Below are 1,527 nucleotides of genomic sequence, written 5' to 3'. Positions count from 1 at the left end.
CACGACGAGCACATGCTCGCCCACCGCCCGGACGCGCATGACCCCTTCCTGCCCGGCCGCCTGGAGCGGCGGGTCCGCGAGATCCTCGCCGGCCTCGGCGTGCAGTGGAACTACCCCGAGCACCCCGGCCGGCTGACCGCGATCCTGGAACTGCTGGAACGCGAGCCCGTCGCCGGCATACGCTTCGGCCCGGGCCGGCAGGCAGAGGTCGACGAGCTCGCCCGCGTACACACACGGACATACCTCGACACCATCTTCGCGCTGCGCGGCAAGCACGCCTGGGTGGACGTGGACACCACCGCTGTCTCCCCGGGCAGCGTCGAGGCCGCGGAATGGGCGGCCGGCACCGCCATCGCCGCGGTGGAGGCGGTGGTCGCCGGCGAGGCGCCGGCCGCCTTCGCCCTGGTCCGTCCGCCGGGCCACCACGCCGAGCCCGTGCGCGCCCGCGGCTTCTGCCTGTTCAACAACGTCGCCGTGGCCGCCGCCCACGCCCAGGCCAGGCTGGGCTGCCGGCGCGTGCTCATCGTCGACTGGGATGTCCACCACGGCAACGGCACCCAGGACATCTTCTGGGCCGACCCGGACGTGCTGTTCTTCGACGCCCACCGCGCCGCCCCCTTCTACCCCGGGACCGGCGCCCTGGAGGAGGTCGGTGTCGGACTCGGCGAGGGCACCACCGTGAACGTGCCACTGCCCGGCGGGGCCGGCGATACCGCCATGCTCAAGGCCTTCCGCGAGATCCTGGTCCCCGCCGCGGACTGGTTCGAGCCGGACCTGGTGCTGGTTTCGGCCGGTTTCGACGCCCACCGCCTGGACCTGGCGCTGAACGTCACCTTCGAGGGCTTCGCCGCGATGACCGCCATCGTACGCGAGATCGCTGCCCGCCACTGCGACGGCCGCCTGGCCTTCGTCCTGGAGGGGGGCTACCACACGGAGGCACTCTCCCGCGGCGTGCGCTCGGTGCTGGAGGTGCTTGCCGGCGGCGACGCCCCCGAGCCGGGCGAGAGCGGCGTGGCCGAGGTGGCCGCGGCCGCGGCCTTCCACCGCAGCGCCTTCGTGGACGAGCGCTGAGCCCTCAGCCCGGCACAAGCCGGGCGTAGAGGACGAAGGCAACGGTACTCGCCGCGACCATCACCACGCCGTAGCGCCAGTTGAGCCGCACCACCCGGGCGGGGGCGACGTCATAGGCGCCCTGCAGGGCCAGATTCAGTCCGGAGAGCGGACTCACCGCGACGCCGATCCCCCAGCCGGCGAGAAAGGTCATCGCCAGCAGGCTGGGGTCCGGGGAGAGCGGCGCGAGCAGCGTGCCAAAGGCAGCGATGCCGATTACCGGGTGCACGCCCACCAGCGAGACCGCCACCATCAGCGCCAGCACCACCCCGGCCTGCAGCCCCCCGAAGTGGGCGAACGGCACCCAGCCGCCGAGCGTGGCGACCACGCCCTCAAGCCCCGCGGCCAGCATCCCGGCGGCGAGAAACAGGCCGAGCTCGTTGGCCATCAGCGGCAGCCGCGCGACGACCTGCCGGC

At 73.5% G+C, this 1,527-nt stretch carries 2 protein-coding genes; one reads left to right on the top strand and one right to left on the bottom strand.

Going from position 1 to position 1,527, the window contains the following annotated elements; all coding sequences use genetic code 11:
- Positions 1-1,071: histone deacetylase (locus tag G7A99_RS19485; RefSeq protein ID WP_163143349.1), on the top strand; the 1,071-nt coding region annotated here is incomplete at its 5' end.
- Positions 1,072-1,075: 4 nt separating this feature from the next.
- Here the strand turns inward: G7A99_RS19485 and G7A99_RS19480 are convergent.
- Positions 1,076-1,527: hypothetical protein (locus G7A99_RS19480; RefSeq protein ID WP_305792341.1), on the bottom strand; the 452-nt coding region annotated here is incomplete at its 5' end.

This window comes from Arhodomonas sp. KWT, assembly GCF_010993615.1.
Note: the sequence above shows the minus strand (reverse complement) of the source record. Positions and strands in the feature narration are given on the sequence as shown.